We start from the raw sequence: 13,917 nt of genomic DNA, 5'->3' as shown, positions 1-13,917 counted from the left end.
TTGGCCGTGGCGAAAAAACCACCAAGGATTCTCTCTATCGCCGGATCGGACAGTTCGGGCGGCGCTGGCATTCAGGCCGACATCAAAACCACTACCATGCTTGGCGGCTATGCGATGACCGCCATTACATCGGTCACCGCGCAAAACACATTGGGCGTACAGGCGGAAGAAACGCATTCGGCCGAATTTGTCGGCCAACAGATCGATAGCTGCCTGACCGATATCGGCGTCGATGCGGTAAAGATCGGCATGTTGGGATCGCCAGAGATTGCCGATGTGGTCGCAGGCCGGCTGGAACAGCTGGACGTCCCGATAGTGTTCGATCCGGTAATGGTCGCGACCAGCGGATCGGCGCTGGCGGACGAACAAACCATCGCAGCGTTCGAGCGATTGATGGCAATGGCCACGCTGACCACCCCGAATGTGGCAGAGCTCGAAATTTTGGGGGGAAGCGGCGCTCTGGCGGCGCGCGACATCGCCCATCTGGCAAAAGGCGGAGACGTTGACGCCAAAATGGTCACCGACAGGCTTGTCCGCCCGGGGGTCGATGATTGCATCTGGACCGCGCCAAAGATTGCCACGCGCCATACACATGGCACCGGATGTTCGCTTTCTAGCGCGATCGCGACGTTTCTTGGTTTTGGTCTGTCCTTGAAAGATGCCGTCGGTAGAGCACGCGAGTTCGTTCGTTTGGCGCTGCACGATGCGCCCGGTTATGGTGCGATGGCCGGTCCGCTTGGCCATCAGGCGGTGCGGATGGATCTCACGGGCGAGCCGCGGCTCAACCAGATAACTCTACCGGTCGGCAATTATGAAGAAGCCGTGCTGTTCTATCGCGCCATCGGCCTGGTCCAGATCGTCGACAGCCCTTCCAATGGCTATGCGCGCTTTGAAAGCCCCGGCGGCGCGACGCTGTCAGTTTCCACCGGACATGGCGAAATCGGCGGGGCGTCCGTCTATTTCGAATGTCTCGACGTCGATGCCATCACCGGCCAGCTGCGCGATCAAGGGATCGCCTGCCCGCAGCCGGTTGATCAAGGCTGGAATTGGCGCGAATGCTGGATCAGCGACCCAAGCGGCAATCGCATTTGCTTTTATCAAGCCGGAGAAGATCGCCGCTATCCGCCGTGGCGGATTTAGCTAGCGATTAAGCTCGTAAAATTCGGCGATATGCGCCCATGCATCCTCGGCGGTTTCGGCCCAATGGATCAGGTCAAGATCCTTATGGCTGATCGTCCCTTCATCCGCGATAGCTTCAAAATCGACCACCCGCGTCCAGAAATCCTTGCCGAACAACACAATGGGAATGCGCTTCATCTTGCCCGTCTGGATCAGTGTCAGGAGTTCGAAAAATTCGTCAAATGTGCCGAATCCGCCAGGGAAAACCGCCACCGCACGCGCGCGCAACAGGAAGTGCATCTTGCGCAATGCGAAATAGTGGAAATTGAGCGAGAGATAAGGTGTCACATAGGCGTTGGGCGCTTGCTCATGCGGCAAGATGATATTGAGGCCGATCGATTCCGCACCTGCTTCAGAAGCACCGCGATTGGCCGCTTCCATGATCGACGGGCCGCCGCCCGATGTAACAACGAATTGGCGTTTGCCGTTTTCGACAATCGCTTTCTCGCTGACCATTTTCGCCAGATTGAAAGCCTCTTGGTAATATTTTGCTTTGGCCGCGAGATTCTTGGCGACTTGTTTCCCCTCTTCCGGGGCATTTGCGACAAGGTCCTCTGCCGCATCGGGTGATGGAATACGCGCCGAACCATACATGACCAGCGTCGATCCAACGCCCGCCTCGTCAAGCAGCATCTCGGGCTTAAGCAGCTCCAGTTGGAAGCGCACCGGGCGCAGTTCGTCGCGCAGCAGGAAGTCGTGATCCTGAAACGCCAGCTTGTATGCGGGATGCTCTGTTTGCGGAGTGCTTCTGGGTCCGGCTTCGTAGAACTTCTGTTCCTGTTCAGCGGGATAGAATTTACGATCACCCAGATCGTGGTCGTCTTTTTTATCTGTCATACGCAAGCGATACGGCTTGAAAGAGCACGGCACAAGCCGGTGATTGCTGAGCGCAGTATGGATGCCCCGTGAGGATTCGAACCTCAATTGACGGAGTCAGAGTCCGCAGTCTTACCATTAGACGACGGGGCACCAAGCCAGCGCGGGAATCGGTGGAGGCTCGCCGCGCGGTGGCGCAAGTAGGTTCGCGCGCATCCAAGGTCAAGGCCGCAATCTGCATGCGATGCTTGCCCAAACACCGCTTCACCGTTAGCATTGGCGTCAGGTCCTCACGAATAAATCGTGAGAGGAAATAGAAAGTACTGAAATGGCGGACTTTTCTCCGCCGGACAACAATAACAGGGCTGACCAAAGAGGGGTCGAGAAGTCCGGCAAGGTAGCAGATTTTCGCTATCGTCCCCCCTCACAGTCCAAAACGCCGTCTGCAAAACGCTCGCTTGGCGACGCGCGTAACGGGCAAAAACCGAACAGCACCAGCACGAAGCCATCCTTTCAGGCGGCCCGCGGAAAACCCGCGCACCGCAGGCAAGCCTATGCCGCGCTTGATCTGGGCACCAACAATTGCCGCCTGCTGATTGCCCGGCCATCGGGCGAAAATTTCACCGTGATCGATGCCTTCAGCCGCGTGGTCCGGCTTGGCGAAGGGCTCGCCATGTCGGGCAGGCTGAGCGACGAGGCGATGGAACGAACGCTGGGCGCGCTCAAGGTCTGCGCCGAAAAGCTGCGCCGCCGCAATGTCCATTTGGCCCGGTCGGTTGCCACCGAAGCCTGCCGCCGCGCCTCAAACGGCCCCGCCTTTATCGAACAGGTCCGCAAAGAAACAGGCATAGTTCTGGATATTATCACGGCGGAGGAAGAGGCGCGCCTCGCAGTCCTTGGCTGCCACATCCTGCTGGAAGGCGGCGAAGGCCAAGCGGTTATCTTCGATATTGGCGGCGGTTCCACGGAATTGATCCTGATCGAACCGGGCGGCAAAATTCCGCGTATCATTGACTGGCAGAGCGTGCCGTGGGGTGTCGTCTCGCTAACCGATACGGTTGGCCGGTGCACCGGCACGCGCGAAGAACGTCTGGAGCGTTATGCCGAAATGCGGCGCGTCGTTGCAGGCAGCTTTGCCCCCTTTGCCAAACGTATCGCCAAACATGCCAATCAGGGCGAGGAAATCCGGCTGTTGGGGACCAGCGGCACGGTGACCACGCTCGCCAGTCTGCATCTTGAGCTGCCCCATTACGACCGGCGCGAAGTTGATGGCTTGATCGTACCATCGCAGGCCATGCGCGATATCAGCACGCGCCTTTCGGGCATGTCGCTGGAGGAACGCGGGGAGCTGCCCTGTATCGGGCCTGACCGGGCCGATCTGGTGGTGGCCGGATGCGCGATCCTCGATTCGATTCTGGACATCTGGCCGGCCGAACGTCTGGGCGTGGCGGATCGCGGAATTCGCGAGGGTATCTTGCGCAGCCTGATGGCGGCCGATGCAGAAGGTGAGCGGCACCGGATGGAAATGCGCGGCCTAGAAATCCGGAATGCCAAATGAGCCGGTCAGGAAAGAATCCGGATAAACGCGTCCGTTCAGCCAAGAAGCGCACACAATCATCGACCCTGTGGTTGCAGCGCCAGTTGAACGACCCCTACGTCAAGCAGGCCAAGGCTGACGGCTATCGAAGCCGCGCGGCCTACAAACTGATCGAACTCGACGAAAAATTCAAAGTGCTGAAAGGGATTCAGCGCGTGGTCGATCTGGGCATTGCACCAGGCGGTTGGAGCCAGGTCGTCCGCAAAGTGGCGCCCAAGGCGGCGATTGTGGGAATTGACCTGCTCGAAGTCGAACCGATTGACGGGGTAACGATCTTCCAGATGGATTTCATTGATGATGATGCGCCCGCCGCGCTGGAAAATGCGCTCGACGGGCCGCCCGATCTGGTGATGTCCGATATGGCCGCAAACACCGTGGGCCATAAGCAAACCGACCATTTGCGCACAATGGGGCTGGTCGAAGCCGGTGCGTGGTTCGCGGTAGAGACACTATCCGAAGGCGGAACCTATATCGCAAAGGTTCTGGCGGGCGGCACAGACAGGGAATTGCTCGACCTGCTGAAAAAGCATTTCAAAACAGTCAAGCACGCCAAGCCGCCGGCCAGCCGCAAGGGCTCATCCGAATGGTATGTGGTGGCGCAGGGATTCAAAGGGCGCGACTAACGCCCCAGCGAAAAAAGCGAAACTTACTCTGCTGCTGCTTCTTCTGCTTCTGCAGTCTCTTCGCTGGCATCAGCTTCGCCATCCGCGGCTTCCGCTTCGCCTTCGGTTGCTTCCGCTTCGCCTTCGGTTGCTTCTTCACCCTCTGCAGCGTCGCCTTCATCAGCTTCTTCGGCAACCACCGGCTCGGGGAGCGGCAGATTCGAACCAAGGCTGTTAAGGTAAGCCAGAATATTGGCGCGGGCCTGGTCATTTTTCAGTCCGGCGAAGCCCATGGTAGTTCCGGGTACCAAGCCTTTGGGGTTTAGAATCCAGCGATTCATCGTTTCCCAATCCCAGGTTCCGCCTGCGCCCTTCAGGTCACCGCTGTAATTCGCAAAGCCGGGGTTAGATGCAAAGCCTTTGCCCAGAACGCCGTAAAGATTGGGGCCTGTGCCCGCAGCGCCGCCCTGATTGAAAGTGTGGCAGGTTCCGCACCGGCCCGCTGCTTCGGATTCGCCTGCTGCAACATCTGCGCTGGCGAGCAGTGTTCCCAAATCGGGTCCAGCGTCCGCGCCGCCTTCGGCATCTGCAACCTCGATCGGATAGCCCATCGCCTCTGGCCGATGCGTATCGAAGAACATGCCGCTAATGATCGACAGGCCCAATGCAATGATTCCGGAAAAAAGTACCCAACCGGCTGCTGTGTTAAAACGATCGTCCATGCGTAAACTATCCGCGAAATTTAAGATTAGCGTGTATGCGCGTCGCCTTAGTGATTGCTCCGGCAGACTGCAATAGCCGCGATTGCATCAATTGTTGCCTGATTTACACCATTGAACAGCGCTCACCACGCGGTTAGGCGCAACAGGCAATGCATAGCTTTCCTAAACCCGCCCACGATATCGTCGAAAAAATGCGCAAAGCCGCTGCTGCCGACCCTGCACGCGCGGTTGCGCTGCAAGGATCGCCCGGTGCCAATTCGCATTATGCCGCGACTCAGGCCACCGCCGATTTTCTTCCGCTGCCCTGCTTCAGCTTTGAAGACGCGCTGGATGCGGTGAAACAGGATCTTGCGGGCTGCGCGATCATCCCGATTGAAAACAGCCAGAATGGCCGTGTGGCTGATATCCATTTTCTGCTGCCCGAAAGCGGCTTGGCGATTGTCGGCGAATATTTCATGCCGATCACCCACGCGCTGATGGCGATCCCGCATGAGGACGGAACACTGGGCCCGTTCGACGCAGCCTATAGCCATCCACAAGCGCTGGGTCAGTCGCGGCATTTCTTGCGCGAACGGGGTATTGTCCCGCTGAGTTATGCAGACACCGCAGGCGCGGCAGCGCATGTTGCCGAACGCGGCGATCCCACGATCGCCGCCATCGCCCCCAAGCTGGCCGCTGATCTTTACGGCCTACAAATTGCTGAAGACAAAGTCGAAGACGCGCATGACAACATGACGCGCTTTGTCATCCTCGCGAAAGAGGCGCTCGACCCGAAGAGTCTGGGCGATGAAACCGCGATGACAACTTTCGTGTTTGAAGTGAAGAACATCCCTGCCGCGCTGTATAAAGCGATGGGCGGATTTGCGACCAATGGCGTCAATATGACCAAACTGGAAAGCTATCAGAAAGGCGCGAGTTTTGCGGCGACGATGTTTTATGCGGATATTGTCGGCACCCCGGGCGATCCTGCGGTTGATCGCGCGCTCGAAGAGCTGGCATTTCATTGCAAGGAATTGCGCATTCTTGGCAGCTACCGACAGGCACGCGCGCGCGGAACCGCGTGAAATCGCGCACTTTCTGCGTGTTTCAGATAGTTAGCGCCGACAGACGCTTGCGCCGTGCGGCGCGCTCTGCCACGACGTAGAAGTGACTACGGCGCCAGTTCAGATTGAAACGGATGCAGGGGGTGCACCGGCAAATGGCTGGGAAAGCGTCCGCGCCGACGATTCAATACAATATGCTCCGATCGAGATACCTGAACGCGACCCGCCCAGCCCGAACTGGCTCGACGATGTTTTTCGCTGGCTGGGTGAAATTTTTGAACCGGTTGGGGGAATGTTCGGTGCGTCTTGGCCGGTTGTGAAATGGGTCCTGATCGCGTTAGCGGTATTGATGGTTTTGTATCTGCTGTGGAAATTGCTCGCTCCGGTGCTCGACCTGGCGGCCAAGGACGGCTCGCAAGAAGAAGATGATTGGGTTCCGCCCGAAGAGGAAGCTCTCGCGCTGCTCGAAGATGCCGACCGGCTGGCCGCTGAAGGTCGCTATGACGAGGCCACCCATCTGCTGTTAAAGCGCAGCGTCAGCCAGATTTCCTCTGTGCGCCCGGGCTGGGTCGAGCCATCGAGCACCGCGCGCGAACTGGCATCGCTACCCGCGCTACCGGCCCCCGCCCGCGCAGCCTTTTCTACAATTGCAGATCGGGTCGAGCGCAGCCTGTTTGCTCTCAAGAAATTGGGCGCGGATGACTGGAAGGCAGCGCGAAGCGCCTATGCCGATTTTGCGCTGCAGCGTCTGGTGGAGGAAATCTGATGGCCCGCACCGGCTCAGGTTCGGGAAACGCGTTTAATCCCAAAGTTGTTTTGGCCATGCTTCTGTTTGGCGCGCTTGCGTTTGTCGCGATGCTTTACCTCATCGGGTCGGGCCAAACGGGTGGAAACACCAATGATGGTGGCGGGCATGCCGGCGGCAAAGGGCTCAACGGTTATGCCGCATTGGCCGGTATGCTCGAAGAACAGGGGTACGCAGTCAGCCGGTCCCGCACCCAAAGCACGCTTTCAACCGACAGCCTGCTGATCCTGACCCCGCCCACTTTTGCCGACCCGGAAGAATTGTCCCAGATCATCAATGACCGGCGCTGGTCAGGGCCAACTTTGGTCATCCTGCCCAAATGGAATGCATTCCAAGCCCCTGTGAGATTTGGCAGCGACGCAAAAGAGGGTTGGGTTATCCTGTCGGGCAGTTCGGTGCCCGCTTGGTCGAGCGAACTCGATTTCGAACTTGATCCGTCGATCAGCGACAGTTCGACTGGCTGGTCGGGATTGGGACTTTCAGGCGGATTGCCTGACCCCAAAGTGGCAATGGGCTCGCAATCGGGCATGTTGGTCCCGTTGGTTCGCGGACAGGGCGGCGCGATACTGGCCGGATATGCCGACGATGATGGTTATTATCCGGTGCTCGCGCAAGCCGCCGGTGTTCCCTCTGGCGATGGGGACTATCTCGATTCAGACAAATGGGGAGTGACCTTTGTCGTCGAACCCGACCTGCTCAACAATTACGGCCTTGCCGACAGCGCCCGCGCGCAACTGGCTTCCGCGTTGATCGAAACGGCGATGGAGGGAGAGGATCTGCCGATTGTTTTCGATCTGACATTGAACGGCCTCGGCGCTTCGCAAAACCTGCTGACGCTGGCTTTTACGCCGCCATTTCTGGCCGCGACGCTCTGTTTGATGCTGGCGATGATCGTGATTGCATGGCGTGCCTTCCGCCGGTTCGGCCCGCCGGTGAGCGAAGGCCGCGCCATCGCCTTTGGCAAAGCACGGCTCGTCAAGAATAGCGCGGGCTTCATCCAGCGCAGCAAGCGGCTCCATCTATTGTCGCAGCCCTATGCCGACATGATGCGCGAAAGGATCGTCCACGCGCTCGCGCTGCGCAAGCCCGATGATGATGCCATCGATGCCGCGTTGCACAAGCGTGTACCCGGTGCGCCCCTGTTTTCCGCCAGCGCCCGGCAATTGCGCGCTGCCCGACACCCGAACGAGATATTGCGCGCAGCAGCCGCGCTGAAATCCATTGAAAGGATGCTGAACAAATGACCGAGACAACAGGCGCCATGGCGCTCGACGATGTCCGCAATCTGGCCGATGCCATTCGCGGCGAGGTTGCAAAGGCGGTGGTCGGACAGACCGAAACCGTCGATCACTTGCTGATCGCCTTGCTCAGCCAGGGGCACGTTCTGCTCGAAGGCCCGCCGGGAACGGCGAAGACTTTCCTCGCGCAGTGTTTCAGCCACGCACTCGGCCTTGATTTTGGGCGCATCCAGTTCACGCCCGACCTTCTGCCCGGCGATATTCTCGGCTCCAACCTGTTCAACTTCCAGACCAGCACATTCACGCTGACGCGCGGGCCGATCTTTTGCGAATTGCTGCTGGCTGACGAGATCAACCGGACACCGCCCAAAACGCAGGCTGCCTTGCTGGAAGCGATGCAGGAACGCCGCGTCACGCTGGATGGTGAAACGCACGCGCTGCCGGATCGCTTCATGGTGGTTGCAACGCAAAATCCGATCGAGAACCAAGGGGTCTATCCGTTGCCCGAAGCGCAGCTCGACCGTTTCCTGTTCAAGCTGCTGGTCGATTACCCGAGCGAGGAAGAGGAAACAGCGATCATTGCCCGCTTTGGCGACAAGCGCGGCCCGCAAAGCGCCAGCGATTTCGGGATCAAGCCAGTGGTCGATGCGGCAAAAATCGCTGCGGCTGGCGAAGCATTGAATGCGATCACCGTGTCCGATGAAATCACCAATTATATCGTGCGGTTGATCCGCGCCACCCGCGAAAACGCCGATCTGTCGAGCGGGGCAAGCCCGCGTGCGGCGGTGCTGCTGGCCGGTGCATCGCGCGCGCGCGCCGCATTGGCCGGGCGCGACTATGTCATCCCGGATGATGTGAAAGCGCTGGCAGTTGCGGTGCTGCGCCACCGCCTCGCGCTCAGCCCCGCTGCCGAAATCGAGGGCCGCGAGATGGAAGCACTGGTCGGCGAGCTGGTCGAAAACACCGAAGCGCCGCGCTGAGCACACACCGAGAATAGGCGAACCAGGATAGCAATTTGACCTTCCCCATCCTCCCCACAGCCCGCGCGGCATGGTTGACGGCTCTGGCCGCGCCGGTCGCGATTGTCATCGCCGCAACCGCGCCCGATGCATGGCTGTTTGTACCCGCAGCGGCAGTCGCTTTGCTGGTGCTGGTGGTGCTCGATGGCGCGCTCGCAGGAAGGCTCAAGGACTGGAGCGTTTTGGCCGAATCCGATTGCGAGATCGGCGAACCGACAAAGCTGGTGGTGGCCGCAGAATTTGCCGGACGCGCAAGCAATTCCGCTCCTGAAGCCGCGGTGCAAGTCGACACCCGGCTGGAAGAAGACGGGCGGATTGAAACCGCGCTACAATTTGATCGTGCAACCGATAGCTGGCACGGCGTCGCCGAACCCGTTCCGACACGGCGCGGAACCGCGCAAATCAGCCAGATGTGGCTCCGCTGGACAGGTCCGCTTGGGCTGGGCGCACGGCAAATCACGCATGATGTGGATCAGGAAGTGCGCATCTGGCCCGATCTTTCACCGATCCGGTCACCCGAATTGCAAAACTATCTGCGCGATGCGCAATTCGGCCTGATCGCGCGGCGTATTCGCGGGGAAGGCACCCAATTCGAAGCCTTGAGCGAGTATGAATCGGGCATGGATCGCCGCCGGATCGACTGGAAAGCCAGCGCGCGCCATACCAATCTTTACGCCCGCGAAAATGAAAGCGAGCGCAACAACCAGATCGTATTCGCTTTCGATTGCGGCCTGTCGATGTGCGAACCGGTGGAAGGCCTGCCGCGCATTGATCGTGCGGTCACAGCAGCTCTCACCGCATCCTATGTCGCGCTCAAAGGCGGCGACCGGGTATCGCTGTTCGGATTTGCCCAGCGCCCCGAAGTGATGACCCCCTTTGTGGGCGACACGCGCGCATTTTACCAATTGCAATCGGCCGCAGCGGGTTTGGACTACCACTCTGAAGAGCCCAATTTCACGCTGGCTCTCGCATCGCTCACCGCGCGGCTTCAGCGCCGCTCGCTGATCATCCTGTTCACGGATTTCACCGACCCGACCGGTGCGGAAATGATGATCGAAAGCGTGGGCCGTCTGGTCGAGAAACATCTGGTTCTGTTCGTGACAATCGAAGACGCAGAGCTCAGCGAGCTGGCGCAGGCCGAACCCAACACGCTCGACAGTCTGGCAGTGGCGGTAACCGCCGATACGCTAAACCGGCAGCGTGCGCTGGTCTTGCAGCGGCTTCGCCAGATGGGAGTCGACATTATCGAAGCGCCTTGGGACCAGATCGGGTACCGGCTGATCGATTCCTATCTCGACATAAAACGGCGGGGAGCAATCGGATGAAAGCGCCAACGCTCAGCATGTTCAGCCGCAAGCCGGAAATCGACGCCGCGCCCGATATCGAAGCCGCTGCGCTTAGGTCCGACAAATTCCGGCTACAGCGCGAAAGCGAATGGAAGCGGCTCGAAGATATTCTCACCCGGCTGGAAAAGGGCCGATTGCGCAAATTGTCGGACGAAGATGTGCTGGCCTTACCCACGCTATACAGGATGGCCGCGTCCAGTCTTGCGGTGGCGCGAGAGACATCGCTCGATTCAGCCACGCTCAGCTATCTTGAATCGCTGGTCCAGCGGGCATGGTTTCAAGTTTACGGCCCGCGCCAGGGCCTGATCGCATGGCTGCGCAAATTCCTTGGCGGCAATCTCAGCCGGGCGATTCAGGAAATCTGGCTGGATATCTGCATCGCTCTATTTGTGATGGTGGCTGGCACGATTACCGGCTGGCTCTTGGTGTCGCGCGACCAGGAATGGTATTATTCCTTGGTCCCCACACAATTTGCTGACTCGCGCGTTCCCGGGGCCAGCCGCGAAGTGCTGCTCGAAAGCTTGAAGGTAGAAGACAGCGCCAGCGGCATGTCCGCCTTCGCAGCGCAGCTTTTCACCAACAATGCGGGCGTTTCGATCCTTGCCTTCGCGCTTGGTTTTGCCTTTGGCATCCCATCGCTGATGCTGCTGGTTCACAACATGGCGGTGCTTGGCGCGATGCTGTGGCTGTTTTCCAGTCAGGACCTGGCATGGGAATTCGTCGCATGGCTCAGCGTGCACGGCACGACCGAGCTGTTCGCCATCCTGCTTGCAGGGGCTGCGGGCATGCATATCGGGCGCAAAATGGCCTTCCCGGGCCATCAATCAATTGTCGCAGCAGCGGCAGAGAGCGGGCAACGCGCGGCGCAAGTTATGATCGGCGTCGTGTTGATGTTGGTCTTTGCCGCGCTTCTCGAAGCCTTCCCCCGTCAACTGGCCGGAACGGAAGCGCGCGCAATCATTGGCGTGTTCATGCTGATTTTCTGGATCACCTATTTCTTCGCATTCGGCCGCGAGAAGAAGGAGGCCGAAATATGAGCTCTGCCTACCTCCCCTCGCAAATACGTGAACGCAAGGCGCGCAAGCAGCGCTTGATGGTGACACCGGAGGGAGTGTCTCTGCCGCTGACGATTGCCTCGCGCGGGTCGCGCGCGGGCGCGCTGATGCTAGACTTTACGATTCTGTCGGTCACGACAATCACGCTGACATTGATCCTGATCTGGATCGCTGCAGGGACTTTTGTCGAGCAGGAAGTGAACGGGCTGCCAGGTTCGGGAGAATTCCTGTTCGTCGTCTGGTCGCTGATGTGGTTCTTCGCGTGGAACGGCTATTTCATGCTGTTTGAAATGGGGCCGCGCGGCGCAACGCCGGGCAAACGGCTCACGGGCATCCGCGTTGCCTCGCGCGATGGCGGGCGTTTAACGCCGGAGGCTATTGTCGCGCGCAACCTGCTACGCGATATCGAGCTGTTCCTGCCACTGGTGCTGTTGCTGCTGGCGCCGAGCGGGGAAAGCGGGGCCGCCGGGTGGGCGGGCCTGCTGTGGTCCCTCGTCTTCATGCTGTTCCCGTTTTTCAACAAGGATTCGATGCGCGCCGGAGACTTGATCGCGGGCACATGGGTGCTCGATGCGCCAAAGCAGAAACTGGCTGCGACACTTTCCACCGAAGGCGCGGTCGCACATGGATCGAGCGCGATCACCGGTGCGGAATACCGCTTTGGCGACGAAGAACTCTCGGTCTATGGCGAATACGAACTGCAAACGCTTGAACGCGTCTTGCGCGACGGACGGCCCGAAGCGCTGCAGGCGGTGGCCGAAACCATTTGCTACAAGATCGGCTGGAACGCCGGCGCTGGTGATGAACGCGCATTCCTAGAGGCGTTTTACGGACAGCTGCGCGCCCGGCTGGAAACCGGCATGCGGTTTGGCAATCGCAAAGCGGACAAATTCTCGTGACCACCGATTATACCATTATCGAGGATGATCTAACCGGCGAAGCGGTCAATGCATTGCTGACATTGCATCTTGAAGAAATGTATCAATGGTCGCCCGCCTGCCAGGTCCACGCCATGCCGGTGGAGCGATTGCGCGAGGCCGATGTCACATTCTATTCGGCGTGGTCCGATGGAACGCTCGCTGCGTGCGGGGCGCTCAAGCAGCTTGGCGACAATCGCGGAGAGCTCAAATCAATGCGCGCCGCCCCTGACTTTCGCGGTAAAGGCGCGGGCGAAGCCATTTTGTTGTATCTTGTCAGCGAAGCAAAGCGGCGCGGCTATTGCTGGCTGGGGCTGGAAACCGGCGGGACCAAGGAATTTCTCCCGGCGCAACGCCTTTATGAAAAGCACGGCTTTTCCAAATGCCCCGCATTCGGGAACTATGTTTCGGATGAATTCAGCCTGTGCATGAGCCGGGAACTCTGATGGTTATTTCTCTTCAGGGCTGGCGGTAGCCCCAGCTTCCCCAAAAATCGCGACTTCATTCACGCCTTCGCTCGACGCTCTCCCGCGATACATCCCCTGCGTGTTGAAACTGAAGATCGCTCTTCCTTCGGGGGTGACAAGAATGATCCCGCCGCTCCCGCCCAGCTCTTTGACTTCTGCCATCACCGCATCGGCGATGACCTGTTCGTAATTCTCGCCTTGCAACCATTTAACGTGCTCTGGATTGCCGCCGCTTTCAAACAACGCATGGCGGCGAACCATCCGCAGCCGCGTGCAAATTTCCTGCGCCACTCCCACGCGAATAAAATACTCACCCGACCCTGTCGCAGAGACCGCGCAGCTGCGGTTGTCGGCATAATTGCCCGCGCCGATTATCGGTGAATCGCCGATCCGGCCCCAGCGTTTGCCGGTCATTCCACCGGTCGAAGTGCCCGCTGCCATATTGCCATGCGTGTCGAGCACAACCGCGCCGACTGTGCCGAACTTCGCGTCCACATCCGCAGCGCTGAGCTGGCGCGCCTTCATCCGCTCCAGCGCTTCCTTGCGATGTTCAGTGGCAAACCATTCGGGGCCCGCGCGCTCCAGCCCGACACCATCGGCAAATTCTTCCGCGCCCAGTCCGCTCAGGAACACATGGCGGCCATCCTGCATCACCGCGTCAGCAAGCAGGATCGGATTGCGGATCGTGCGAACGCCTGTGACCGCGCCTGCCTCACGCGTCGCGCCATCCATTATCGAGGCGTCCATTTCATTCGCGCCTTCCCAAGTGAATACCGATCCGCGCCCGGCATTGAACTTGGGATCATCTTCCATGGGCATGATAGCGGCCTTCACCGCATCCATCGCTGTGCCGCCGTTCCTGAGCACTTCTGCCCCCGCATCGAGCGCGTTCTGCAGCGCCGCTCTATATTCGGCCTGCTGCTCTGGCGTCATTGTGTCCTTGTCCATCGTGCCCGCGCCACCATGAATGGCGATCGACCATTTCGGATTTTCGCCCTGATCCTGGGCAAAAGCGGGGAGCGCCATGGCGGCGGCGACAAAGGCGAACAGGGTGGTCAAATAGCGCATGCTGCCAAATTAGCAGGCACTCCGGCGCGCGCCAGACCCAATC

14 protein-coding genes and 1 tRNA gene are annotated in these 13,917 nt (G+C 59.5%); 11 read left to right on the top strand and 4 right to left on the bottom strand.

The annotated features are described in order from the left end of the window. Positions 1-6: 6 nt before the first annotated feature. Complete coding sequence (thiD, locus tag GRI41_RS13285; RefSeq protein ID WP_160605602.1) at positions 7-1,140, top strand: bifunctional hydroxymethylpyrimidine kinase/phosphomethylpyrimidine kinase; 1,134 nt, start codon at positions 7-9, stop codon at positions 1,138-1,140. On the opposite strand, the gene GRI41_RS13280 is transcribed toward thiD, so the two are convergent. Then, a complete protein-coding gene (locus GRI41_RS13280; protein ID WP_160605600.1) occupies positions 1,141-2,016 on the bottom strand; it encodes an LOG family protein in 876 nt (291 codons plus the stop codon). It abuts the gene before it with no gap. Between the two features lie 58 nt (positions 2,017-2,074). After that, positions 2,075-2,148: transfer RNA gene (locus tag GRI41_RS13275), tRNA-Gln, on the bottom strand. Between the two features lie 175 nt (positions 2,149-2,323). Between GRI41_RS13275 and GRI41_RS13270 the strand changes: the two genes are divergently transcribed. Then, positions 2,324-3,553: a Ppx/GppA phosphatase family protein gene (locus tag GRI41_RS13270; protein WP_160605598.1), complete on the top strand. Its 1,230-nt coding sequence runs from the start codon at positions 2,324-2,326 to the stop codon at positions 3,551-3,553. Beyond that, complete coding sequence (locus GRI41_RS13265; RefSeq protein ID WP_160605596.1) at positions 3,550-4,215, top strand: RlmE family RNA methyltransferase; 666 nt, start codon at positions 3,550-3,552, stop codon at positions 4,213-4,215. The genes GRI41_RS13270 and GRI41_RS13265 overlap by 4 nt, the downstream gene beginning before the upstream one ends. 23 nt (positions 4,216-4,238) lie before the next feature. On the opposite strand, the gene GRI41_RS13260 is transcribed toward GRI41_RS13265, so the two are convergent. Beyond that, on the bottom strand, positions 4,239-4,916 hold the full coding sequence (locus tag GRI41_RS13260; RefSeq protein WP_160605594.1) for a c-type cytochrome: 678 nt from the start codon (positions 4,914-4,916) through the stop codon (positions 4,239-4,241). A gap of 149 nt (positions 4,917-5,065) precedes the next feature. Between GRI41_RS13260 and GRI41_RS13255 the strand changes: the two genes are divergently transcribed. The 8 genes from GRI41_RS13255 (at position 5,066) to GRI41_RS13220 (ending at position 12,785) form a co-directional block, all read left to right on the top strand. After that, positions 5,066-5,980, top strand: a complete 915-nt coding sequence (locus GRI41_RS13255; protein WP_160605592.1) for a prephenate dehydratase — start codon at positions 5,066-5,068, stop codon at positions 5,978-5,980. Between the two features lie 82 nt (positions 5,981-6,062). After that, complete coding sequence (locus GRI41_RS13250; protein ID WP_160605589.1) at positions 6,063-6,725, top strand: hypothetical protein; 663 nt, start codon at positions 6,063-6,065, stop codon at positions 6,723-6,725. Next, a complete protein-coding gene (locus GRI41_RS13245) occupies positions 6,725-8,008 on the top strand; it encodes a DUF4350 domain-containing protein (RefSeq protein ID WP_160605587.1) in 1,284 nt (427 codons plus the stop codon). Before GRI41_RS13250 ends, GRI41_RS13245 begins: the two co-directional genes overlap by 1 nt. Before the next feature lie 17 nt (positions 8,009-8,025). After that, positions 8,026-8,982, top strand: a complete 957-nt coding sequence (locus tag GRI41_RS13240) for an AAA family ATPase (protein ID WP_160605890.1) — start codon at positions 8,026-8,028, stop codon at positions 8,980-8,982. Between the two features lie 35 nt (positions 8,983-9,017). Next, positions 9,018-10,346: a DUF58 domain-containing protein gene (locus GRI41_RS13235; RefSeq protein WP_160605585.1), complete on the top strand. Its 1,329-nt coding sequence runs from the start codon at positions 9,018-9,020 to the stop codon at positions 10,344-10,346. Next, positions 10,343-11,404 carry a stage II sporulation protein M gene (locus GRI41_RS13230; RefSeq protein WP_160605583.1) on the top strand — a complete coding sequence of 354 codons (1,062 nt, stop codon included), beginning with the start codon at positions 10,343-10,345 and terminating at the stop codon, positions 11,402-11,404. Before GRI41_RS13235 ends, GRI41_RS13230 begins: the two co-directional genes overlap by 4 nt. Further along, positions 11,401-12,321 (top strand): RDD family protein, encoded by a 921-nt coding sequence (locus tag GRI41_RS13225; protein WP_160605581.1) that lies wholly within the window; start codon positions 11,401-11,403, stop codon positions 12,319-12,321. Before GRI41_RS13230 ends, GRI41_RS13225 begins: the two co-directional genes overlap by 4 nt. Then, complete coding sequence (locus GRI41_RS13220) at positions 12,318-12,785, top strand: GNAT family N-acetyltransferase (protein WP_328600561.1); 468 nt, start codon at positions 12,318-12,320, stop codon at positions 12,783-12,785. Before GRI41_RS13225 ends, GRI41_RS13220 begins: the two co-directional genes overlap by 4 nt. 3 nt (positions 12,786-12,788) lie before the next feature. Here GRI41_RS13220 and GRI41_RS13215 read toward each other — a convergent pair whose 3' ends face one another. Further along, positions 12,789-13,874, bottom strand: a complete 1,086-nt coding sequence (locus GRI41_RS13215) for an isoaspartyl peptidase/L-asparaginase family protein (RefSeq protein ID WP_160605579.1) — start codon at positions 13,872-13,874, stop codon at positions 12,789-12,791. Positions 13,875-13,917 lie beyond the last annotated feature (43 nt).

Source organism: Pontixanthobacter aquaemixtae (assembly GCF_009827395.1).
In the GTDB taxonomy this organism is placed as follows: domain Bacteria; phylum Pseudomonadota; class Alphaproteobacteria; order Sphingomonadales; family Sphingomonadaceae; genus Pontixanthobacter; species Pontixanthobacter aquaemixtae.
This window is presented reverse-complemented; position numbering and strand designations above follow the sequence as displayed.

Excerpts from the sequence above, each read along its gene's own strand:
- GRI41_RS13280 (WP_160605600.1), bottom strand. The coding sequence starts at position 2,016 with ATGACAGATAAAAAAGACGACCACGATCTGGGTGATCGTAAATTCTAT.
- GRI41_RS13270 (WP_160605598.1), top strand. The coding sequence starts at position 2,324 with ATGGCGGACTTTTCTCCGCCGGACAACAATAACAGGGCTGACCAAAGA.
- GRI41_RS13265 (WP_160605596.1), top strand. The coding sequence starts at position 3,550 with ATGAGCCGGTCAGGAAAGAATCCGGATAAACGCGTCCGTTCAGCCAAG.
- GRI41_RS13260 (WP_160605594.1), bottom strand. The coding sequence starts at position 4,916 with ATGGACGATCGTTTTAACACAGCAGCCGGTTGGGTACTTTTTTCCGGA.
- GRI41_RS13255 (WP_160605592.1), top strand. The coding sequence starts at position 5,066 with ATGCATAGCTTTCCTAAACCCGCCCACGATATCGTCGAAAAAATGCGC.
- GRI41_RS13245 (WP_160605587.1), top strand. The coding sequence starts at position 6,725 with ATGGCCCGCACCGGCTCAGGTTCGGGAAACGCGTTTAATCCCAAAGTT.
- GRI41_RS13240 (WP_160605890.1), top strand. The coding sequence starts at position 8,026 with ATGGCGCTCGACGATGTCCGCAATCTGGCCGATGCCATTCGCGGCGAG.
- GRI41_RS13230 (WP_160605583.1), top strand. The coding sequence starts at position 10,343 with ATGAAAGCGCCAACGCTCAGCATGTTCAGCCGCAAGCCGGAAATCGAC.
- GRI41_RS13225 (WP_160605581.1), top strand. The coding sequence starts at position 11,401 with ATGAGCTCTGCCTACCTCCCCTCGCAAATACGTGAACGCAAGGCGCGC.
- GRI41_RS13215 (WP_160605579.1), bottom strand. The coding sequence starts at position 13,874 with ATGCGCTATTTGACCACCCTGTTCGCCTTTGTCGCCGCCGCCATGGCG.